A 22,444-nucleotide genomic window follows, 5' to 3' on the forward strand; every position below is an offset into this window, starting at 1 on the left:
ATCACTCCTTCTTGGCTTTGGGGCGCGCCGCCGGAGGAGCCGGCGGCGGTGGCGGATTGTCGATCTTGGTGATGGTCGGGGACTTCCACGGCCCGGAAATCTGCATCTGGTAGGTCAGCGCCTTCATCACCGGCGCGCGCAGGAACAGCTGCGCCAGGTAGCTGCCGATCCCGATGATCGGGTTGACCGCCAGGCCGTAGACCAGCGGCCCGGTGCCGAGGTTGAATTCCGGGATCACGACCACGCGCAGGTTGGTCGTCTCGTGGGCGATGTCGGCGCTGCCGTCCATCAGGATGGTCGCGGCCACCCCGTGCATCTTGAGGTTGTCGGTGCGCAGCACGCCGCGCTGGATCATGGCGTTGGCGCTGATCCCGTCGAAGGCCAGGCCTTCCGAGAACACGTCGTGGAAATCGAGTTTGAGCAGGCGCGGCAGCGCCTGCAGGCTCAGCACGCCGAGCAGCTTGGCCGCGCCCGGGTCCTGTTTCAGGAACTGGCCCGATTCCACGTTCATTTCGATCTGGCCCGACAGGCTCGGGATGTCCAGGTCGTACGGCAAGCCGCTCCAGGAAATGTCGCCCGACATCTTGCCTTTGCCGCGGCGCAGGGTTTCAGGGAAGCCGAGGCGGTCGAGCAGCTTGCCGGCATCAATGATGTCGAGAACGAAGTTCAAGCTGGTATTGCTGCGCCCATCCTTGGTCAGCCAGCGCCCGTTGGCTTTTAATTGGCCATCCGGGTTGTCGAGGGTCAGCCGGTTGATGCGCCATTCGCGCCCGGCCAGCGCCTGCACGTTGTTGGCCTGCAGTTCGAGGCGGCCGAGGCGCTTGTCGGCCAGCTGGAACTGTTCGGCGACGATGTCGAGCGCGGGAATGGTGGCCCCGGCGCCGCGGTTCGATTCCAGCAGGTTCTTGACCTCGGCTTCGCTGGACTCCGGAATCACCAGCGAGGCCAGCCGGGCAGTGACCTTGCCCATGCCCTGGCCGCCGCCGCTGGATTCGGCCCAGGTCACGTAGCCGCTCGCATGGCGCGAATGCAGGTTGGCCTGCCAGGTGTCGCGCAGGTGGGTCGCGCCCAGCACCACGTCGGCCAGGCGGCGCTCGCCGATGGTCAGTTCGCCCACGCGGCCGCCGATCAGGTTCGGCATCACGTACTGGGTGAACTCGCCGCCGGTGGACACCGCGCCGGCGCTGCCGGAAGCTTCGCCGCCCTCGCCCGCGATCGCCTTGCCGGCCGCGATCCAGCCGTCGGCATTCAGCGCGCGCATGTTCACGTGGATCATCATGCCGCTGTCCGGGGCCGGCGCCGGCACGTTCACGCCGATGCCGCCGCGCAGCACGCTCCAGGGCGCGCGCCCCTGCTTCTCGCGCAGGTAGCGCGCGGCCACGCCCTCGCCCAGCGCCACCCGGATCTCGTCGCGCGCCACCCCGCCCACGGTGGGCTCACCGAGCAGCACGAAGTGCAGCGGCAGGCTGTCCGCCTGCGGCTTGTTCAGCGGCGCCGGCAATTCCAGGCCCAGGCCGGCCAGGGTGGAGTCGAGGGTCACGGTGCGCCGTCCTTCGCGCACCACCACGCTGCCGGTATAGGGCGTGCTGCCCGACAAGCGCTGCGCCAGGCGTCCCAGCGCCGGGGCCGGCGCGGTGCGGCGCATGCCCTCGGCCGACAGGGTGCCGTTCAGGCGGATCGCGATGCTGCCGTCTTTCTGGGTGCCGCCGGACATTGCCAGCGGCCCGCCAAGGAAGCTCGCGCCCACGCCGTTCAGGCCGACGCCGCGCTCCGAGAATTCGATGCGGCCCTCCGCGCCCTGCAAGGTCGGCAGTTCCGGAAACAGGCTGATGTCGTTGCCCAGCAGCTGCAGGCTGCCCTGCACCTTGGTGTCGGGCAGGTGCGCCAGCGGCATGCGCAGCTTCAAGGCCAGGCGCGCATTGCCGCTGGCGCGGGTATCGTCGGTGAAGTGGCCGATCCACTCCGGCACCGGGCTGGCCGCCACGTAGCGCAGGAATTCCTGCATCGGGGCGGCTGCATTGCCGTCGATCTCGAGCATCTTGTCGTGCACGCCCAGGTCGGGGATCACGGCTTTCACGTTGGACAGCGCCACGCCCATGGTGCGCAGGGTGTCGCCGCGGATTTCCATGCGCGCGCGGTCGAATTCGATATGGCCGTTGATGTTCTCGGCGAGCGGCCAATGCGGGGCGCCGTCGGGGTGGCGGTGACCCGGCGCGTATTCGAGGCGCGCGTTCTCGAGCCGGCCGGCGACCTTGAACTCGCCGCGCGCGCGCTCCAGCACCGCGTTGACGCCTCCCGTGGTACGGAAGGGGAAGCCGGCCAGGTCGCCGCGCAGGCGCAGGCGCGCGTCGCGCAGCGTGCCGCCCTGCAGGGCCGTGTCCAGCCAGTGCGCCAGGTGCTCGGGCGTGGCCAGCGGCAGGAAGCGTCCGACCGAGCCGATCGCGAAACCGTCGAGCGTGCCCGTGATGTCGGCCGTGCCCGGGCCCGCCTTGCTGCCGTCGGGCAGCAGCGGCAGGCTGTGGCGTCCGGACAGCGAACCGTTCAGGGCGCCTTGCGCGAAGCCCATGCGTTCCACCTCGACCAGCAGCTGCTTGCCCGGATCGTAGTTCCAGCGCGCCTTCAGGTCCAGGCGGTCGAGCGGCAGCGCGCCTTGCGCGAACCAGGCCGGCATGTGCAGCACCAGCGCGGTCGAGTCGATCGCGATGCTGCCGCCGTTCTGGCTGGCGTCAATGCTGCCGTTCAGGTTCTGGAAACCGGGCGTGGCGGGACGGCCGGGCATTGCCGGCTGGCCGACGCGCGCGGCCTGCGCCGGGCGCGCCGGCTGGGCATTGATCGACAGGCCGGCCACGTCGCCGCGCAGGCGGAAACTACGCAGTGCCGGATAGCGCCCTTCCCATCCGGCCGCCACGTCGAGCAGGCGCCCGCGCGGCGCGTAGTCGAGCAGCATTTGCCGCTGCTGCGGCGGCAGCGGCAGGTAGCCGGCCAGCGCGGCCAGGGCGCCGATGTCGAGCTGGCGCGCGCGCAGTTCGCCCTGCTCGGGTTTGCCATTGCGGGCCGGGCGCCAGGTTTGCTGGAGGGTGGCCGGCGGCAGCGCCTGGCCGGCGCGGGTACTGACCGAGAAATCGGTGAGGGCGATGGTGTGGCCGTGGGCGCCGAAGGTCGGCTTGCCTTCGTCCTGCCCCGGCAGCATTTCCTCGCGCGCAGCCAGGCGTCCGGAGACGCGCGCCAGCGCAAGCGGCGCCAGGCTTGGGTCGAGGCGCGCGTTGACGTCGGCCAGGGCCAGGTCGGCGGTGAAGCCGGCGATCCTGGCCTGGTCAACATTGAGCCAGGCGCGCACCGAACCGCGCCCGCTGGCCAGCTGGAAGGGCAGATCGACATGCTGTTTCCAGGCCACCAGGTCGGCGCCGCGCAGGTCGGCGTAGAGTTCGCCCTTCCAGCGCCTGATATCGGAGGGACGCGCGCCGAAACGGTGGCGGAAGCGCGCCCGCACGTCCAGCGGCTGGCCGAGCGCACGCGGCGGGGTGGCGCGCAGCGCGAACCGGTGGCCGCCGCCGAAGCGGTTCAGCAGCGCCATGGTGACCTCGGTCAGGGCCAGGGTCGGCCTGCCGCGCAGCTCGTCGGTCCAGTCGACCCGGCCGCCGCGGATCACGATCTCGCGCTGGCGCAGCAGCCAGTCGGCGCCGCGCCCGTCGTCTTTCTTGTTGGGGTCGAGGCGCACGCCGGCCACGCTGAGGACGCCGTCGCGGCCGCGCCGTACGTCCAGATGCGCGCCGCGCACCTCGAGCGCATGCAGGCGCGGCTCCAGCGTAGCCAGGCTCCACCAGGACAGCGCGGCCGACACCGCGGGCAAGGCCAGTACCTGGCGCCCGCCACGGTCGATCAGGCGCACGTCGCCCAGCGTCAATACCGGATGAATGCCCTGCCAGCCCGCTTCCAGGCGCCCGATCGTGACGCGGTTGCCGAGCGCGCGCCCGGCGGCGGCTTCGATGTCGCCTTTATACAGGTCGATGTTGGGCAGGATGGCGTAGCGCAGCGCCAGGAACAGGAGCGCCAGCGCAAAATACAGCAGCAGCACCAGCTTGATGGCGAAGCCGAGGAAATGGTACGAAGCCAGGTTCGCATAGCGATAGCATGCACGCACCCGGTGCCAGCGCACACGGGCTTGCTCGAGCGACGGCAGGTGCCCTGCGGCCACCTGGGGGTCCTGGTTGTCCATCAAGGTGCTCAAAAAGGCTCGCCGAAAATTGATTCTCTAATAACAGATCGCTTGCAACAGTCGCGGCGTCTACCTTACCATCGTGCTGACTCCAGGTTCCCATGGAGCACGGCGGGCAATTCTACCGCACCAACGCCTGCCGGACGGCAAAACCCATACCGGATCCACATCATGACTCCTGCTTCCCTGGCTTCCGGCTCGCCGGCCGGCACATCGCGGTTCCTCCAGCGATGGCTCGGCGCCGATCCCGCCCGCCCCGCCCTGCTCGACGGGCTATGCGAATTATCGCTGGCCGACGTCGACCTCGGCGCCTTGTTGACCCGCGAGCTGGACGCTGGCCTGCCCCTGCCGCGCGCCATGCGCCGCCTGCGCAACCTGCTCGTTTGCGGCCTCATCCGGCGGGACCTGGAAGGCCTGGCCGACCTGGACGAGGTGGTGAGCGCCATGACCCGCTTCGCCGACTTCGCCATCCAGACCCATGCTGGCGCCCTCAGCGCCGAGCTGGTCGCCGCCCACGGCGTGCCGACCGGCGAGGAATCCGGCCGGCCGCAAGGGCTCATGGTGCTGTCCATGGGCAAAGGCGGTGGCGGTGAGCTGAACGTATCGTCGGACATCGATCTGATTTTCGTCTACCCCGAGGATGGCGAAACCGCCGCCGGCCCGGGCCAGCGCCAGCTGTCCAACCATGAATTCTTCGTGCGCCTCGGCCGCCGCCTGAATGCCGCGTTGTCGGAAGTCATCGAGGATGGCTTCACCTTCCGGGTTGACATGGCGCTGCGTCCCAACGGCAACTCGGGCCCGCTCGCGGCCAGCCTGGCGATGGTCGAGGAATACCTCATTGTGCAGGGCCGGGAATGGGAGCGTTATGCCTGGGTCAAGGCGCGCGCGGTCACCGGCGCACCAAGCGACATCGCGGCGCTGGAAGACATCGTGCGTCCCTTCGTGTTCCGGCGCTACCTCGACTTCGGCGTGATCGACGCGATCCGCAACATGCACGCCCAGATCCGCGCCGAGGTCAAGCGCCAGGAGCGCCTGCACCCCGAACGCAGCCACAACGTCAAACTCGGGCGCGGCGGGATCCGCGAGATCGAGTTCCTGGCCCAGGTGTTCCAGCTGATCCGCGGCGGCCGCGACCCGGCGCTGCGCGAGCGCTCCACCCGGATCACGCTGCGCCTGCTGGCCGAACGCGAGCTGCTGCCCGCCGACACGGTGGCGCGCCTGCTCGAGGCCTATACCTTCCTGCGCAACCTCGAACACCGGCTGCAATACCTGGACGACGCCCAGACCCACACCCTGCCGGCCAGCGAGGAAGACCGCCTGGCGGTGGCGCGCATGATGGGCCTGCCCGACGTCGCCACCCTGCTGGCCCGCCTGGAAGAGCAGCGCAGCTACGTGGCGGCCCAGTTCGACGCCATCTTCGCCGACAAGACGGAAAGCACCGATCCCGAGGCCGCCACCCTGGCCGACGATCCGGAAAACCGCGAGGCGATCGCGGCCCGCCTGGCGGAGCTGGGCTACGACGACCCGCCGGGCGCGGCTGCACGCCTGGTCGCCACCCTGCAGGGCCCGCGCCTGTCCAGCCTGCCCGAAGCGAGCCGCGCCAGGCTGCTGGCGCTGGGCGACGCCGCCCTGGCCCAGATCGCCACCGTGGTGCGCGAGGCCGGGGTCGGCAGCCACGCCGCCACGCTCGGGCGCCTGCTCGACTTTTTTGAAGCGATCGCGCGCCGCTCGGCCTATCTGTCGCTGCTGACGGAATACCCGCACACGCTCGAGCGGGTGATCCGAATGATCAATGCCAGCGGCTGGGCCGCCACCTTCCTGACCCAGCACCCGATCCTGCTCGACGAGCTGCTCGACGACCGCAACGAGGGCGCCGGCAGCCCGGGGCAACTCGTCCAGCTCGCTGCCGAGCTGGACGAGCACCTGAACGCCGCCGCCGGCGACACCGAGCGCCAGCTCGACATCCTGCGCGAAGCCCACCACGCCCAGCTGTTCCGGCTGCTGGCCCTGGACCTGGCCGGCGAACTCTCGGTCGAGCGCCTGGCCGACCACCTGTCCCTGCTGGCCGACACCATCGTCGGCGCCACCATCCGCCACGCCTGGCGCACGGTGGCCAGCCGCCATGTCGACGAACCGCGCTTCGCCGTCATCGCCTATGGCAAGCTGGGCGGCAAGGAACTCGGCTACGTGTCCGACCTCGACGTGATCTTCCTGTTCGACGACGAGGATGACATGGCGCCCTCCAACTATGCCAAGCTGGCGCAGCGCTTCATCACCTGGAACACCGCCCATACCGCGGCCGGGATCCTGTTCGACATCGACACCGCGCTGCGCCCGGACGGGGCCAGCGGCATGCTGGTCTCATCGGTGGCCGCCTTCGAGCGCTACCAGCACGCATCGGCCTGGATCTGGGAACACCAGGCCCTGACCCGGGCCCGCTTCTGCGCCGGCGACGCCGCCATCGGCGAGCGCTTCGAGCGCATCCGCGACGCCGTGCTGCGCAAGGACAGGAGCGGCCAGGAACAGGAATTGAAGGATGAAGTCCGCGCGATGCGCAAGCGCATGCGCGATGCCAACGTCAACCCCGGCGTCCTGTTCGACCTCAAGCAGGACGAAGGCGGGATGATCGACATCGAGTTCATCGTCCAGTACCTGGTGCTGCGCCATGCCGCGAGCTATCCGCAACTGACCGCCAACGCCGGCAACATCGCGCTCCTGAAGCTATCCGCCGAGCTCGGCCTGATCGACGCAACGCTGGCGGCGGCGGTGGCCGACGCCTACCGCACCATGCGGCGCCTGCAGCACCAGGTGCGCCTGCAGGGCCAGGAAAAGGCCCGCGTCGATCCCCACCTGCTGGGTGCGCATCCGGACGCGGTGCGGCGCCTCTGGCAAGCCTGCTTCGGCGACTGATCCCCATCCCGCATGTCCCGCACCGGCCTGGTGCAGGCGCTCCTTTCTCAGGCAAATTCCCTTCGCGGCGCACGGTCTTCGTGCGCCGTTTTCCTACTGACTTCCAAGTCATAAATTTACACCGAGTAACTGTTGTTTTTTGCACAGTTTTGACCCCTGGATACATTGACACTGATCAACACGCAATGGTCATATACAGATGTGTATGCACATCAGCAAACACCGTTTACCGACGGTGCGCCGGGTCCGCACAAGTTGCCTCTTTTAAAACATAGAATCGCGTCTCATCGCTGACGCAAAGATGGAGAACACATGCAACAACGAACCAAGATCGCGCTGGCAGTCGCCGTCGCCCTCCAGTCCATGGTTTCCGTGGCGCAGGCTCAAGAGGTCCTGCAGCGCGTGGAAGTCACCGGCTCGCGTATCCGCCAGGTCGACCTGGAAACCGCACAGCCGATCCAGGTGATGACCCAGGAGCAGATCCAGAAAACCGGCCTGGTCACCGTGGGTGACATCATTGCCAATATGTCCTCGGCCGGCTCGCCAGCCTTCAGCAAGGGTGGCACGCTGACGTCGAACCGCGAGAACGGCGGCCAGTACGCCAACCTGCGCAACCTTGGCTCGCAGCGCCTGCTGGTGCTGGTCAACGGCAAGCGCTGGACCCAGACCGTGGCCGGCTTCACCGACATGTCGACCATCCCGTCGTCGATGATCGAGCGCATGGAAATCCTGAAGGATGGCGCTTCGTCGATCTATGGTTCCGACGCGATCGCGGGTGTCGTCAACATCATCCTGAAGAAGTCGATGGAAGGCGGCCAGGTAAGCCTGTACACCGGTCGTAACGAAAGCGTCGCCGACGGCCGCAACAAGGATTTCTCGCTGAGCTACGGCGCCGCCAATGACAAGGCCTCGCTGATGTTCGGCTTGTCGCACACCGAGTCCGGCGTGGTGTGGTCGCGCGACCGTGAATTCACCGCTTACTCGCGTACCAGCGAATTCCCGCTCGAAGGCCTGGGCGGCGGTCCATGGGGCCGTATTCGCCAGGTCAGCGCCAGCGGCGGCGCCACCGGCTTCGACCGCATCCTGAACCACACCGGCGACCAGAACAACGTCGGCGTCGGCCAGGATTCGCGCAATCCGGCGAACTACCACAACGTCGTTGGCGGCGCGCCGATCGCGGCCGACAACTTCAACACCACCAGCCAGATGATGTTCGCGATGCCGTCCAAGCTCGACACCATCTTCACTAAGGGCGAGTTGCAGTTGCCTTATGACATGCGCTTCGTGACCACTGCGATGTATGCGCAGCGCAAGAGCCTGTCGACCGTGGCCGGCTACCCGCTGAGCTCGACCTCGCAGAGCAAGTATCCGGTCTACATCGACAAGGACAACTACTTTAATCCTTACGGCAACCAGGTGGCCGGCGCCGGCCTGGGCCAGGACCTGTTCTTCTACCGCCGCACCATCGAAGTACCGCGCGAGACGCGCAACAGCAACCGCACCCTGCACATCGACGCCACCCTCGACGGCAGCTTCGAACTGCGCTCGCTGCCATGGAACTGGAGCGTGGGCTACAATCACAGCAAGGTCGATGGCGACACCCAGAACACCGGCAACATCAACCTGCTGAACCTCAAGCGCGCCCTCGGCCCATCCTTCCGTAACGCTGCAGGCACGATCCAGTGCGGCACGGCCGCTACTCCGATCGCGCTCGCCGATTGCGTCCCTTTCGACATTCTGGGCGGCCCGACGGCAGCGACCCCGGCGGCATTGAACTACATCATGTCGGTCGGTGGCTATAACTACGGTAGCAAAGTCGACAGCGCCACCGCCGACATCAGCGGCGAAGTGTTCCAGCTCCCAGCCGGCGCACTGGGCATGGCGGCCGGTATCGAACACCGTACCGTGGAAGGCGAAGACCTGCCGGGCCAGTTCAACCGTTCAGGCTACTCGACCGACCTGGCCGGCAATCCTACCAGCGGCCGCTACACCGTGCGCGAGGCTTATGCCGAGCTCAACATCCCGGTGCTGAAGAACATGCCCCTGGTCGAATCGCTGTCGTTCAACCTGGCTACCCGTTATTCGGACTACAGCAACTTCGGTTCGACCAACAACAGCAAGTTCAGCTTCACCTACCGCCCCATCAAGGACCTGCTGTTCCGCGGCACCTGGGCTGAAGGCTTCCGTGCACCGACCGTGGGCGACAGCTTCGGCGGCGGCCAGCAGAGCTTCGACAGCTACCTCGACCCGTGCGATACCGTGTACGGCGACGCAGCGCGCAACCCGACCGTGCTGGGCCGCTGCAACAGCGGCTTCGGCGGCGTGACCGGCACGCCGTCGAGCTTCCGCCAGCGCACCCAGACCGGCGCCAACATCACCTCCAGCTCGAGCGTGCAAAGTTCGGTCCCGTTCAACGTGGGCGCCGGTAACGCCACCCTGCAGCCGGAAACCGCGGTGACCCGCACCCTCGGCACGGTGTTCAACCCATCGTTCGTCCCGGGCTTCTCGGCGGCGGTCGACTGGTACAGCATCCAGATCAACAACCGTATTGTGGGCGTGTCGTCGAACTACATCCTGGGTGAATGCTACAACCAGGGCCAGGCCAACTTCTGCTCGCTGATCACGCGTGATGCAACCGGCATGGTCGTCGACCTGCGTCGCGGCAATGCCAACCTGGGCCAGATCAAGACCGAGGGCGTGGACGTCGAACTGCGCTACCGCATGCCGCGCTTCTCGTGGGGTCAGATCAACCTGCGCAGCGAGACCACCTACCTGGACGAGTACTCGACCAAGAGCGGTCCGACCGCACAGTGGATCGACTACTCGGGTGACTACGACCTGCATCGCTGGAAGTCGAACTTCACGACCGACTGGGCACTGGGCAACTTCAGCGCGACCTGGGGCGTCCGTTACCTGAGCGACGTCACCGACAGCTGCCTGAGCATCCCGAACCGCTGGCAGTGCAACGAGCTGACCACCGTGCGTCCGGGCGCGACGTCGCCAGGCGCCAACCGTCTCGGCTCGCTGGTGTTCCATGACATCAGCGTCGGCTACAAGTTCGCCTGGAACAGCAACGTGCGCGTCGGCGTGAACAACGCTTTCGACAAGAAGCCGCGCTTCACGGTCCTGGGCGCAGCATCCTCGACCTACGTGGATGCCGATCTGCCGATCGACCGTTTCGTCTACGTCCGCTACAACCAGGCGTTCTGATAAAACACCTCTACTAGCTGCTTTAGCGCAATTTAATTGCGTAGCGAGCCCGTCCGGCGCAAGCCGGGCGGGCTTTTTCACATTTGAACAACACATACACATGTGTCAATAGTGAATTCAATCGTGCGCGTAAGTACACAATTTAGCAACAATTGAGCGATTGGCAACCCTGATTCCATTGACAGCCATGCATACGGGATGCTTTGATTGCTGACTTGAAAGTAACTTCACCTTAACAATTGACTACTTTCATGTGGTCGATTAGACCCTTCCCGGTAGCTGCGCTGCACAACGGCGTGGCTGCGTTTTCACCCAAGGAGTTTGGCAACATGATGGAAAAAATCTTGTCCCAGTCGATCCGCGCGATCTGCCTGGGCGGCATGACCCTCGGCATGACCGCCGCGATTGCACAGGAGACTGCGCAGACGCAGGCCCCGGCACGCGTCGAAGTGACTGGTTCGCGTATCCGCCAGGTCGACCTGGAAACCGCTCAGCCGGTCCAGATCCTGAACCAGGAACAGATCCAGAAAACCGGCCTGGTCACCGTCGGCGACATCCTGAACAACCTGTCGTCGGCCGGCGCGCCTGACTTCAGCCGCAGCGGCTCGCTGACCTCGAACACCGAAGCCGGCGGCCAGTACGTCAGCCTGCGCAACCTGGGTTCGAACCGCCTGCTGGTGCTGGTGGACGGCAAGCGCTGGACCCAGACCGTTGCCGGCTACACCGACCTGTCGACCATCCCGTCGGCCATGATCGAGCGCATGGAAATCCTGAAGGATGGCGCATCGTCGATCTATGGCTCGGACGCGATCGCAGGCGTGGTGAACATCATCCTGAAGAAGAACATGGAAGGCGGCCAGCTGAACCTGTACACCGGCGCTTTCGAAGAAGGCGACGGCCGCAACAAGGACTTCTCGCTGACCTACGGCGCCGGCAACGACACCGCGTCGCTGATGTTCGGCCTGGCACACACCGAGCAGGGCCGCGTCGGCTCGCAGACCCGCAAAATCACCTCGACCTCGTATGGTCCGGATCACTTCAGCGACGGTTTCGGCACTTCCCCATGGGGCCGCATTCGCCAGCTCACCGCTCCGAACGCCAGCGGCGCACGCAGCCCGACCGGCTTCAACCAGATCATCAACCACACCGGCACCTATGACGGCGTGGGCACCAGCTCCCCTTCGCGCAACCCGAACAGCTACCACCCGTATGCCGGCGCCGTCGCGGACACCTACAACTCGACCCAGGACATGGACATCCTGTCGCCGAACAAGCTCGATACGCTGTTCGTCAAGGGCGAGGTCGCACTGCCGAAGGACATGCGCCTGAAGACGACCGCGATGTACTCGCAGCGTGAGTCGATCCGCCAGATCGCAGGCTACCCGCTGCAATCGGCCAGCCAGGCCAAGTACCCGGTCTACATCGACAAGGACAACTACTTCAACCCGTACGGCAACCAGGTTGCCGGCGCCGGTCTGGGCCAGGACCTGTACTTCTACCGCCGCACCATCGAGCTGCCGCGCATCACCGAGAACGAAAACCGCACCCTGCACATCGATGCCACCCTGGAAGGCGAATTCACCTTCCGTGACACGGCATGGAACTGGGACATCGGCTACAACCACAACAAGGTTTCGGGCATCTCGCGCGACAGCGGCAACATCAACCTGATCAACCTGCGTCGCGCCCTCGGTCCGTCGTTCATGAACGCTTCCGGCCAGGTACAGTGCGGTACCGCCGCATCGCCGGTCCCGCTGGCTGATTGCGTGCCGTTCGACATCCTGGGCGGTCCGTCGGCATCGACCGCGGCAGCACTGAACTACGTCAACACCTCGGGCGCCAAGACCTACGGCTCGACCATCAACAGCGCCACCGCCAACATCGGCGGCGAAGTGTGGCAGCTGCCAGCCGGCGCGCTGGGCGTGGCAGTCGGCGTCGAACACCGCGAAGTCAAGGGTTCGGACGTGCCTGACCAGTTCTCGCAGTCGGGCTACTCGACCAACCTGTCGGGCCTGCCGACCTACGGCCGCTACACCGTGCGCGAAGCGTACGCTGAAGTGAACATCCCGGTGTTCAAGGCCCAGCCTTTCGCTGAGCTGCTGAGCTTCAACCTGGCCACCCGCCACTCGGACTACAGCAACTTCGGCGTGACCAACAACAGCAAGGCCAGCTTCATGTACAAGCCGGTCAAGGACGTGCTGGTCCGTGGTACCTGGGCGGAAGGCTTCCGCGCACCGACCCTGGACGACCTGGCAGGTGGCGGTTCGCAATCCTTCGACACCTTCCTGGATCCATGCGACACCCGCTTCGGCGAGGCATCGCGTAATTCGGCAGTGGCTGCACGTTGCGCCAGCGGCTTCGCAGGCGTGCGCGGCACCCCGGCCAACTATCGCCAGCTGCTGCAGGCAGGCACCCCGATCACCAGCACCAACGGCACCCAGTCGCTGGTGGCCTTCAACTCGGGCGCGGGCAATTCCTTCCTGTCGCCGGAAACCGCGGTCACCAAGACCGCCGGCTTCGTGTACAGCCCGTCGTTCGTGCCTGGCTTCAGCGTGGGCCTGGACTGGTACAACATCAAGGTCGACAACCGCATCACCGCGATCGGCGCGACCTATGTGGCCAACCAGTGCTTCATCGAAGGCAATGCGAACTTCTGCAGCGTGATCCAGCGTGACCCGCTCACCGGCCAGATCAACCAGCTGTCGCGCGGCAACGCCAACCTGGGCGAGATGGAAACCGAAGGCCTGGACCTGGCAATCAACTATCGCTTCCCGCGTAGCGCCTACGGCCAGTTCTCCCTGCGCAGCGAAACCTCGTACACCGACAAGTTCCGCACCCGCAGCAGCTCGGCCAACGACTGGAACGAATACGCCGGCGAGTACTTCTACAACCGCGTGAAGTCGAACAACTCGATCGATTGGGCGATGGGCAACTGGAGCGCCACCTGGGGCTTCCGTTACTTCAGCCCGGTGCAGGACCAGTGCTGGGACGTGGACGTCGAGTGCAACCAGCCTAACGCCGACACCACCTTCGGTACCGGCGCCAACAAGCTGGGTTCGGTCACCATCCATGACCTGAGCGTCGGCTACAAGACCTCGTGGAACGGCCGCATCCTGCTGGGCGTGAACAACGCCTTCGACAAGAAGCCGCGCATCGCGTACAGCACCCAGGCTGACGCCGCCGCAGTGGACGTCGACCAGCTGCTGGACCGCTTCATCTACGTCCGCTACACCCAGAACTTCTAATGGTGTAGCGCGCGGGACCCGCAAGGGTCCTCGTGACGACAATGCCCGCCAGGTTTGCCTGGCGGGCATTTTTCATTGGGGACGGTTATCATGGCGGATTACCCAGACAGCAGAGCAACACGATGGCAATCAAACTCAAGAACGACAAGGACGTCGCCAAAATGCGCGTCTCCGGCCGCCTCGCGGCCGAGGTGCTGGCGATGATCAAGGAATACGTGGTGCCCGGCGTCTCGACCGAAGAGCTCGACCGCCGCTGCCACGACTACATCCGCAAGGTGCAGAAGGCAACGCCGGCCAACGTCGGCTACCATGGCTTCCCGAAGACCCTATGCACCTCGCTCAACGGCGTGGTCTGCCACGGCATCCCGAGCGAGAAGGACGTGTTGAAGGACGGCGACATCGTCAACATCGACGTCACCGTGATCAAGGACGGCTGGCACGGCGACACCAGCCGCATGTACTTCGTGGGCGAGCCCGCGCCGCAGGCGAAGAAGCTGGTCGACACGACCTATCAGGCGATGATGGCCGGCATCCGGCAAGTACGCCCGGGTGCGCGCCTGGGCGACGTCGGCCACGCGATCCAGAAGCTGGCCGAAGGCGCCGGCTTCTCGGTGGTGCGCGAATACTGCGGCCACGGCATCGGCCGGGTCTACCACGAAGACCCGCAGGTGCTGCATTACGGCCGGCCCAACACCGGCCTGCTGCTCAAGGAAGGCATGACCTTCACCGTCGAACCGATGATCAACCTGGGCGGCGCCGACGTCGACCAGCTGGAGGACGGCTGGACCGTGGTCACGGCGGACGGCTCGCTGTCGGCCCAGTGGGAGCACATGGTGGCGGTGACGAAGAACGGGTTCGAAATCCTGACGCCCTGGCCGGACGCGTGAGCACGCGTCCCGTGAAGACGAAAAAAAAACCGGCCGAGGCCGGTTTTTTTTCGCGCTGCGCCGGGATTACTTGGCGTTCATCAGGGCGACGGTGGTGTCCAGCATGCGGTTCGAGAAACCCCACTCGTTGTCGTACCACGACGAGACCTTCACCAGACGGCCCGACACCTTGGTCAGGGTCGAGTCGAAGTTCGACGAGGCCGGGTTATGGTTGAAGTCGATCGACACCAGCGGCTCGGTCTGGTAGGTCAGGATGCCCTTCAGGGCGCCTTCCGAGGCGGTCTTGAGGATCGCATTGACTTCGTCCACGGTGGTGTCGCGCTTGGCGATGAAGGACAGGTCGACCAGCGACACGTTGATGGTCGGCACGCGGATCGCGAAGCCGTCCAGCTTGCCGTTCAGTTCCGGCAGCACCAGGCCGACCGCGGCGGCGGCGCCGGTCTTGGTCGGGATCATGCTCATCGTGGCCGAACGGGCGCGGCGCAGGTCTTCGTGCATCACGTCGGACAGCACCTGGTCGTTGGTGTAGGCGTGCACGGTGGTCATCAGGCCGGTTTCCAGGCCGATGGCGTCGTTCAGCGGCTTGACCAGCGGGGCCAGGCAGTTGGTGGTGCACGATGCGTTCGAGATGACGGTGTCGGTACTCTTGAGCACGTCCTGGTTCACGCCGAAGACGATGGTGGCGTCGACGTCCTTGCCGCCCGGCGCCGAAATGATGACCTTCTTGGCGCCGCCCTTCAGGTGGGCCGACGCTTTTTCCTTGGTGGTGAAGAAGCCGGTGCATTCCAGCACGACGTCCACCTGCAATTCGCCCCATGGGATCTCGGCCGGGTTACGGGTCGCGAACACGCGGATCTTGTCGCCGTTGACGATCATGTTGTCGCCTTCGACCGTGACGGTGCCAGGGAACTTGCCATGCGCGGTGTCGTAGCGGGTCAGGTGGGCGTTCGATTCGGCGTTGCCGAGGTCGTTGATCGCCACGATCTGGATGTCTTGCTTTTTGCCGCCTTCATAGAAAGCGCGCAGGATGTTGCGGCCGATGCGGCCATAACCGTTGATTGCAACTTTGATCGTCATTGCTTTGGCTCCTGATTAGAAAAAAACTTTTTTCACATTGCAGATGCAAAACGGGCCACCCGAAGGCAGCCCGTGGAAACTTTACGCCGCGATGACGCCCTTGGCCTTGGCCACGACGTTCTCGACGGTGAAGCCGAAGTGCTTGAACAGCACCGGCGCCGGCGCCGATTCGCCGAAGGTGTCGATGCCGACCACCGCGCCTTCCAGGCCCACGTACTTGTACCAGAAGTCGGTCACGCCGGCTTCGATCGCCACGCGCGGCACGCCGCGGGTGAGTACGCTCGCCTTGTAGCCTGCGTCCTGGCGCTCGAACACGTCGGTCGACGGCATCGAGACCACGCGCGCGGCAATGCCCTCGCTCCCCAAGGAGTCGGCGGCCTTCATCGCCAGTTCGACTTCCGAACCGGTGGCGATCAGGATGACTTTGGCGTCAGGCACGTCGCGCAGCACGTAGCCGCCCTTGGCCACGTTGGCGATGGTGGCGCCGTCGCGTTCCATGAACGGCAGGTTCTGGCGCGAGAAGATCAGGGTCGACGGGCCATCCTTGCGCTGCACGGCCGCGCCCCAGGCCACCTGCGATTCGACGGTGTCGCATGGACGCCAGTTATCGAGGTTCGGGATCAGGCGCAGCGACGAGACGTGTTCGATCGACTGGTGGGTCGGACCGTCTTCGCCCAGGCCGATCGAGTCGTGGGTGAACACGAACAGCGAACGGATCTTCATCAGCGCAGCCATGCGCAGGGCATTGCGGCTGTAGTCCGAGAAGGTCAGGAAGGTCGCGCCGAACGGGATGAAACCGCCGTGCAGGGCGACGCCGTTCTGGATCGCGGCCATGCCGAATTCGCGCACGCCGTAATTGATGTGGTTGCCCGGGATGCCCGAGCGCACGGCGACGGACTCTTTCCAGTTGGTCAGGTTCGAACCGGTCAGGTCGGCCGAGCCGCCGAGGAATTCCGGCAGGGTCGCGGCCAGCGCCTGGATCGCGTTCTGCGAGGCCTTGCGGGTGGCGATGGTTTCCTTCTTCTCGACACAGGCGGCGACGGCGGCGCTTAGTACCTCGTTGAAGTTACCCGGCAGCTCGCCCTTCATGCGGCGCTCGAATTCGGCGGCCAGCTCGGGGTGGGCGCCGCGGTATTCGGCAAACTTGGCGTTCCATGCGTTCTCGTACTCGGCGCCGCGTGCTTTCGCGTCCCAGGCTTCGTAGATCTCGCCCGGGATGTCGAACGGGATCGGATCCCACAGCAGGTGCTGGCGCACGGCCGCGATTTCCTTGTCGCCCAGCGGGGCGCCGTGGACCTTGTCGCCGCCTTCCAGGTTCGGGGCGCCCTTGCCGATGATGGTCTTGCACATGATCAGCGTCGGACGGTCGGACTTCTTGGCCTGTTCGATGGCTTCCGAAATCGTGGCAACGCTGTGGCCGTCGATCTGGCCGATCACGTTCCAGCCGTAGGCTTCGAAGCGCTTGCGGGTGTCGTCGGTGAACCAGCCTTCGACGCGGCCGTCGATCGAGATGCCGTTGTCGTCGTACAGCCAGATCAGCTTGTTCAGGCGCAGGGTGCCGGCCAGCGAGGCCACTTCGTGCGAGATGCCTTCCATCAGGCAGCCGTCGCCCAGGAAGGCGTAGGTGTAGTGGTCGACCACGTCGTAGCCCGGGCGGTTGAATTCATAGCCCATCAGCCACTCGGCCAGCGCCATGCCGACCGAGTTGGCGATACCCTGGCCCAGCGGACCGGTGGTGGTTTCCACGCCCGGGGTGATGCCGACTTCCGGGTGGCCGGCGGTCTTCGAGTGCAGCTGGCGGAAGTCGCGCAGGTCGTCCATGCTCAGGTCGTAGCCGGCCAGGTGCAGCATCGCGTAGTGCAGCATCGAGCCGTGGCCGTTCGACAGCAGGAAACGGTCGCGGTTGAACCAGCCCGGATTGGCCGGGTTGTGGCGATAGTGCTTGTCCCACAGGGCGACGCCGATCTCGGCCATGCCCATCGGCATGCCCGGGTGGCCGGAGTTGGCTTTCTGGACGGCGTCCATCGCCAGCGCGCGGATCGCGTTGGCCATCAGGGTGGTGGTTTGCGTAGATTTCATGAAGATTTACCGTGGTCTGCGGTGGTCTGGATTGGAAAGCGGTGGCGATGCGGCTGGCCGTAACCCGTTATTTTAGCAGACCAGGGTGCTGCCGAATTAAAATGCAGGTTTTTCCCCTCTATATAAAGAGCCGCATGCCCCGCTTCTACTGCCCCGCCCCGCTCGCGACCGGCGCCACCGTCGACCTGCCCGACACGGTTGCCCACCATCTGCACGTACTGCGGATGCAGCCCGGCGACACGCTCACCCTGTTCGACGGCCACGGCGGCCAGTACGCCGCCACCCTGGCCGAAATCGGCAAGCGGCGCGCCAGCGCCACCATCGGCGCCCATCAAGCGTTCGACACCGAACTCCCTTATGCCCTCACCCTCGCCCAGGGCCTGCCGGAAGGCACCAAGATGGACTGGATCATCGAGAAAGCGGTGGAACTGGGCGTGGCGCGCATCGCGCCGCTGGCGGCGCAGCGCAGCGTGGTGCGCCTGTCCGGGGAACGCGCGGAAAAACGCCATGCGCACTGGCAAGGCGTGATCGTGGCCGCTTCCGAGCAGTGCGGACGCAACCGGCTGGCGGAACTGGCGCCGGTGACGGACTTCGGGCGCTGGATCGCGGCGCCCTCGGATGGGCCCCGCATTCTGCTGAGCCCGCGCGCGACGCAGTCGCTGACCCAATGGGCCCAGGCCGGCGGCCCGCAGGCGCTGACCCTGATGGTCGGTCCGGAAGGCGGTTTCACGGGCGAGGAAGAAGACGCCGCCATCGCGGCCGGGGCGATTGCCCTGTCGGTCGGGCCGCGTGTGCTGCGTACGGAAACCGCCGCGCTGGCGGCGGTCGCCATGCTGGGCGGGATCTGGAACGGCATGGAATAAAAAAACCGGCCCCTTGCGGGGCCGGCTTGGCGCACCGGGCCCGGACCGAAGTCCGGGCCGACATGCACTGGCTTAGAACGAGTAGCGTGCGCCGACGTACAGGCGACGTGGTTCGACCCAGGCGTTGGCCTCGCCGAACTTGTACACGCCGTTGCCTGCCACCAGCGGCATTGCCGAAGTCGCCGACTGCTTGTCCAGGACGTTGAACACGTCCAGGAAGAACTCGACCTTCTGGCTGCCTGCCAGCTTGTAGGTGTACTTCAGGCGAACGTCGAGGGTGTAGTACGACGGTGCGGTCTCGGCGCCGATCTGGCCCGGCAGGATCCAGGTGTCGAGCACGCCGCCGGAGACGTAGGCTGCGTCCGACATCATCGGCAGGTAACGGCCCGAGATCAGCTGCGAACGGGTGTACAGCGAGCCGCTGTTCCAGTTGTACACGCCGGACACTTCGATACCGTTGTTGAAGTAATAGGTACCGTAAGCCTTGAACTGGTGCTTGATGTTGCCTGGCTGCGGGCCGTAGGCGTTCACGGCACGCGGATCCAGCGCCAGCCAGTCGCCCTGGAAGTCGGCGTTACTGTCCGAGTTGGTATTGCCCTTGGCTTCATTCCAGGTGTACGAGGCCGATGCCATCCAGTTGTCGCGCTTGGCCTTGGTCAGGCTGACTTCGACGCCCTGGTAGTCGCGCTTGCCGCCGGCCAGCGTGCCCAGCACGTAGTTGGCGTTAGGCGCACCGTTGAAGCCGAAGTACGAATACGGCAGGTAGTAGGCGGAACCCGGAGCCGCATAGCCTTCCATGCTAGGCGTGTTGGTCGGATCCGAGTACAGGTGCAGGTCGTAGTCTTCCAGGATGTCGCGGGTGCGGCGCTTGGTGTAGGCGACCGATGCGGTCCAGTCGCGGCCGATGTTGGTCGCGTAACCGAGCATGAACTCGTCGGTGAACGGGGTCTTGGTCGACGGCGAGAAGATCGCGTCCGGGGTCTTCGGACCGCCGCGGGTACGGAAGGTCAGCCAACGGTCGCCCAGGTAGATCTGCTCGTCCAGCACCGGACCGGTCAGGTTACCGGCGAAGTCCGACATGTTGGTACGGATCGGGTCATAGTAACGGCCCAGGAAGCCCCAGACCTTGCTGCGGCCTTCGCCGGTCGGGTCATACACCACGCTCAGGCGCGGTGCGGCTTTCCACTTGAACTTGGCCGACTGGGCGCCGGTCGAGTCCAGGTGCTTCCACTCTTCCGCACGGATACCGGCGTTGACGGTCAGCTTGTCCTTGGTCCAGGTGTCCTGGACGTAGAAGGCCTTGCCGGTCGCTTCCACGGTGTACGGTGCGGCCTGCACTTCGCGGATACGGTAGTTGTTCACCTGGCCGTTCGGGTTGCCGGCGGTGCTGGTGAAGCGGTAGGCGCGCACTTCGGCGTCCGACACGGAACCGTCGCGGTTGGTATCGAGCAGGCCCACGAAGTAGGCGCGATCGGTGGCCGACGCGCCGGTGATCGCGGTCTGGATGCGCGGAACGTCGGCAGCGACGATCGAGCGGGTGCCCGCCCAGCCGGTACCGATGAAGTCGGCGAAGCTGACGCCGGCGTTGGCCGCGGCGATCGACGAGTAGCGCGCCTTGTCCGGACCCGAGATCAGCGAGTCTTCGAAGAACTCGTTCTTCGAGACCAGGAAGCCCGACTTGAAGGTGTGGGTGCCGGCGTTGGCGGTTTCCCAGAAGTACTCGGCATTGACGCCGATTTCGTCACGGTTACGCTCGGTGATGGTGTCGCCGCCGGCGCCGCCCTGGCTGCGCTGGGCGATGGTCGCCGCCGGATTGGCGTTGCGGAATGCGACGTTGTTCAGGGCCGAGCGGTCGGCCGCATAGGTCGACACTTCGCTTTCGTGACGGAACGCGTACGCGCTCAGGCGCAGGTTTTCCATGTCGCGCGAATACTCGAGCTTGTATCGGTTGCCACCCTGATCCTGGCTCAGGACACGGTTGTTCAGCGTGGTCGACAGGGTCGAGCCGCTGATGGTGGTCGGGTCATTGAAGAAGGTTGCGACCAGGCGGTCGTTCTCGGTCGCCTGCCAGGTCAGCTTCATGAAGCCGAGCTTTTCGTCGCGGTTGACCGTGCGCATGAATTCGCCGGTCGCCGCATCGACCACATCGGTCTCGCGCGCCTTCTTCTGGTACGAACCGAAGAACCACAGCTTGTCCTTGATGATCGGGCCACCCAGGGTGACGGCCGCGTCGTAGGTCGAGAAGCCCGAGCTGGTGTTGTGCTTGTTGTCGGCAACCAGGTTATCGTTCTGGAAGTAGTAGTTGACCGAGCCGTGGTATTCGTTGCTACCCGACTTGGTGATCACCTTCGAGACCAGGCCCGAACCGCCCGCGTATTCGGCAGGGATGCCGCCGGTCAGGATCTGCTGTTCCTGGATGATTTCCGAGTTGATGTTCGCACCGAAGGTGCCGGTGTTGGAGTCGGTGACGTCGACGCCGTCCAGGATGTAGGTGTTGTCGGTCGAGGTGCCGGTGGCGCCGCCGATGTCCGAATAGTTGACGCCCGACTTCGACGACGGGTTGCCGCCCGACGAAGGCTTGACGCCCGGGACCAGCTGCAGGTAGCTCTGGTAGTTACGGCCGGTCGGGAGCGATTCCACCACGCCCAGGTTCAGCACGGTGCCCACGGTCGCCGAGGTGGTGTCGACGCGCACCAGGCGCGAACCGGTCACGACCACTTGCTGCGCGCCAGTGTCGCCGCCCAGCGAGTAGGCCACGGTCGGGTTGGTGTTCGAGACCACGGCGACGTCGCTGGCGACGAAGTTCGAGTAGCCAGGGGCGACCACTTCGACTTTGTAGTCGGTTGCAGGATCGAGGCCGGCGATACGGACCGTGCCGTCCGCTTCGGTCACGCCAGTCTTGGTCACCAGGCTGCTCGGCGAGCTCACGCGCACCGTTGCGCCGGCCACCGGCTTGCCCTGGGCGGTAATGGCGATACGCAGGCCACCGGTTTCGGCAGCCAGGGCAGCGCCCATGAAGCACATACCGATTGCCACCGAAATTGCCGAACGACGCAGCATGGTCGCCTTCGACACTTGTTTTACCGTATGCAACATAAATCTCCCATTCCTGTAGTAGCTAATTTTTTAAAATCAGAGCAATACAACCGAAGCGCCCCGACGCACCGGCCGCGTTATCAGGCGCGCGGTCCGATGCTGAACTGCCCCGGGGATCCGACTTCTCTCCCGATTGGCAAAAAGAGGAACGTCTATTCCTCGTTTCACTGGTTGTGCCAGCTCAACACATACATAGAATCATAGGCAAAGTTGCGTCGTCAATAATAACCGTTGGAAATGTGCATACTTACAACACTCTTGTGTGACGCTTAATCCTGGCGCATGAAAATGCTGTGTTTGCGGCGGCGCAGCATACTTTGTACGACGGAAATACAAGACTTCGAACAAATGAGCGGAAATTTACGTTCTTGCAAAATTTGCTACATGTAGCGAACGACTTGCCGAACAATTGTGAATGTGAACCGCAGCAATATGCCCGGAAGAAACGTTACCTTTTTGAAAGATAAATATTGACGAGCGCCGAAACAAAACATTCTTAGCTATGGCCGATTGAAGAAAATTCCTCCTTCTGCTTCGCGCCGATATGGTGCAGTGCCTGATAGCACTAAATTAAATCGGCGCCTATGACGCGCACGGCCGGAATACCGGCGTGCAACTTCATAGGGCCCTGAAATGGTGCAAAAAAAAGACGCTGTCACCTTTAGCTATGGATGAGGATTGAACTGCTGAGCTGCCTGACGGTCGAACACCGGTCTGCTTTGACGGGAACCGGCCATGAAATCACCCAGCTTCAAGAAATGGTTCGCACGACTGCCTGCGCTCAACCAGCCGCAGCGCTTGCAAACGCTGGCCGCCTTGCATCCAGCTGCCGGTCTCGACCAGGTAATCGCCCTCATCGGA

9 protein-coding genes and 1 pseudogene are annotated in these 22,444 nt (G+C 65.0%); 6 read left to right on the forward strand and 4 right to left on the reverse strand.

Annotation, left to right across the window (positions count from 1 at the left end):
• Position 1: 1 nt before the first annotated feature.
• Positions 2–4,216, reverse strand: coding sequence for a YhdP family protein (locus AC56LU_RS23275; RefSeq protein ID WP_497177977.1), 4,215 nt, complete (start codon positions 4,214–4,216; stop codon positions 2–4).
• 171 nt (positions 4,217–4,387) lie between these two features.
• Here AC56LU_RS23275 and glnE point away from each other — a divergent pair, with 171 nt between their 5' ends.
• The 4 genes from glnE (at position 4,388) to map (ending at position 14,468) form a co-directional block, all read left to right on the forward strand.
• Positions 4,388–7,126 carry a bifunctional [glutamate--ammonia ligase]-adenylyl-L-tyrosine phosphorylase/[glutamate--ammonia-ligase] adenylyltransferase gene (gene glnE / locus AC56LU_RS23280; protein WP_497177978.1) on the forward strand — a complete coding sequence of 913 codons (2,739 nt, stop codon included), beginning with the start codon at positions 4,388–4,390 and terminating at the stop codon, positions 7,124–7,126.
• Positions 7,127–7,438: 312 nt separating this feature from the next.
• Positions 7,439–10,336: a TonB-dependent receptor plug domain-containing protein gene (locus AC56LU_RS23285; protein ID WP_497177979.1), complete on the forward strand. Its 2,898-nt coding sequence runs from the start codon at positions 7,439–7,441 to the stop codon at positions 10,334–10,336.
• A 329-nt stretch (positions 10,337–10,665) separates the two neighbouring features.
• On the forward strand, positions 10,666–13,581 hold the full coding sequence (locus AC56LU_RS23290; RefSeq protein WP_497177980.1) for a TonB-dependent receptor domain-containing protein: 2,916 nt from the start codon (positions 10,666–10,668) through the stop codon (positions 13,579–13,581).
• A gap of 122 nt (positions 13,582–13,703) precedes the next feature.
• Positions 13,704–14,468 (forward strand): type I methionyl aminopeptidase, encoded by a 765-nt coding sequence (gene map, locus AC56LU_RS23295; RefSeq protein WP_497177981.1) that lies wholly within the window; start codon positions 13,704–13,706, stop codon positions 14,466–14,468.
• 66 nt (positions 14,469–14,534) lie between these two features.
• Here map and gap read toward each other — a convergent pair whose 3' ends face one another.
• Entirely contained in the window at positions 14,535–15,545 is a 1,011-nt protein-coding gene (gene gap, locus AC56LU_RS23300; protein ID WP_497177982.1) for a type I glyceraldehyde-3-phosphate dehydrogenase, read from the reverse strand.
• Positions 15,546–15,626: 81 nt separating this feature from the next.
• A complete protein-coding gene (tkt, locus tag AC56LU_RS23305; RefSeq protein WP_497177983.1) occupies positions 15,627–17,624 on the reverse strand; it encodes a transketolase in 1,998 nt (665 codons plus the stop codon).
• Positions 17,625–17,758: 134 nt separating this feature from the next.
• Here tkt and AC56LU_RS23310 point away from each other — a divergent pair, with 134 nt between their 5' ends.
• Complete coding sequence (locus tag AC56LU_RS23310; RefSeq protein ID WP_497177984.1) at positions 17,759–18,487, forward strand: 16S rRNA (uracil(1498)-N(3))-methyltransferase; 729 nt, start codon at positions 17,759–17,761, stop codon at positions 18,485–18,487.
• A gap of 72 nt (positions 18,488–18,559) precedes the next feature.
• Here AC56LU_RS23310 and AC56LU_RS23315 read toward each other — a convergent pair whose 3' ends face one another.
• On the reverse strand, positions 18,560–21,547 hold the full coding sequence (locus tag AC56LU_RS23315) for a TonB-dependent receptor (protein ID WP_497177985.1): 2,988 nt from the start codon (positions 21,545–21,547) through the stop codon (positions 18,560–18,562).
• A 771-nt stretch (positions 21,548–22,318) separates the two neighbouring features.
• Between AC56LU_RS23315 and AC56LU_RS23320 the strand changes: the two are divergent.
• Positions 22,319–22,444, forward strand: a pseudogene (locus tag AC56LU_RS23320) (IS1595 family transposase); the annotation flags it as partial.

The organism is Telluria sp. PB2R4, from assembly GCF_059685695.1.

What these genes read in the sequence shown, in the direction of transcription:
- glnE (WP_497177978.1), top strand. Translation starts at nt 4,388, where the DNA reads ATGACTCCTGCTTCCCTGGCTTCCGGCTCGCCGGCCGGCACATCGCGG.
- AC56LU_RS23285 (WP_497177979.1), top strand. Translation starts at nt 7,439, where the DNA reads ATGCAACAACGAACCAAGATCGCGCTGGCAGTCGCCGTCGCCCTCCAG.
- map (WP_497177981.1), top strand. Translation starts at nt 13,704, where the DNA reads ATGGCAATCAAACTCAAGAACGACAAGGACGTCGCCAAAATGCGCGTC.
- tkt (WP_497177983.1), bottom strand. Translation starts at nt 17,624, where the DNA reads ATGAAATCTACGCAAACCACCACCCTGATGGCCAACGCGATCCGCGCG.
- AC56LU_RS23310 (WP_497177984.1), top strand. Translation starts at nt 17,759, where the DNA reads ATGCCCCGCTTCTACTGCCCCGCCCCGCTCGCGACCGGCGCCACCGTC.
- AC56LU_RS23275 (WP_497177977.1), bottom strand. Translation starts at nt 4,216, where the DNA reads ATGGACAACCAGGACCCCCAGGTGGCCGCAGGGCACCTGCCGTCGCTC.
- AC56LU_RS23315 (WP_497177985.1), bottom strand. Translation starts at nt 21,547, where the DNA reads ATGCTGCGTCGTTCGGCAATTTCGGTGGCAATCGGTATGTGCTTCATG.
- AC56LU_RS23290 (WP_497177980.1), top strand. Translation starts at nt 10,666, where the DNA reads ATGATGGAAAAAATCTTGTCCCAGTCGATCCGCGCGATCTGCCTGGGC.
- gap (WP_497177982.1), bottom strand. Translation starts at nt 15,545, where the DNA reads ATGACGATCAAAGTTGCAATCAACGGTTATGGCCGCATCGGCCGCAAC.